Here is a 428-nt window from a genome sequence, read left to right as displayed (position 1 = left end):
GTAGTGGACGAGCTTCGAGGCGCCGGCCTTGTCCATCGCCTTCATGATGTTCTCGGTGCCGTGGAAATTCACCGGGAAGAAGAAGTCGTGCCGCTTGGCGCGCACCTGGATCGGCGACAGCATCTTCGCCGACAGGTTGTAGACCATGTCCTCTCCCCTGAGCCCGACGGTCGCGACAGAGGCCGGATCGGTGACGTCACATGTGACGAAACGAGCCGAGCGATAATGCGGCAGATCGCTCTTGACGATGTCGGCGACAACGACCTCTTCGCCGTCGGCAACAAGCTTGGGGGCAAGGTGGCGGCCGACGAAACCGTCGCCGCCGAAAATCACATGTCTCATCGAACGATCTCGCTTGTGCCGATCTTGTCTTGGGTGATGGAAGCGGTCCGGTCCTCGTGCCCTCGCCCACTTTGGGCGATCAGCAC

1 protein-coding gene is annotated in these 428 nt (G+C 61.2%); it reads right to left on the bottom strand.

The window, feature by feature from the left end:
* Nucleotides 1-342 (bottom strand): NAD(P)-dependent oxidoreductase (locus EOA27_RS40045; RefSeq protein ID WP_145970975.1); only part of this gene is annotated, 342 nt, incomplete at its 3' end.
* Nucleotides 343-428: the final 86 nt, after the last annotated feature.

It is taken from the genome of Mesorhizobium sp. M2A.F.Ca.ET.037.01.1.1, from assembly GCF_003998075.1.
Taxonomy (GTDB): Bacteria; Pseudomonadota; Alphaproteobacteria; order Rhizobiales; family Rhizobiaceae; genus Mesorhizobium.
This window is presented reverse-complemented; position numbering and strand designations above follow the sequence as displayed.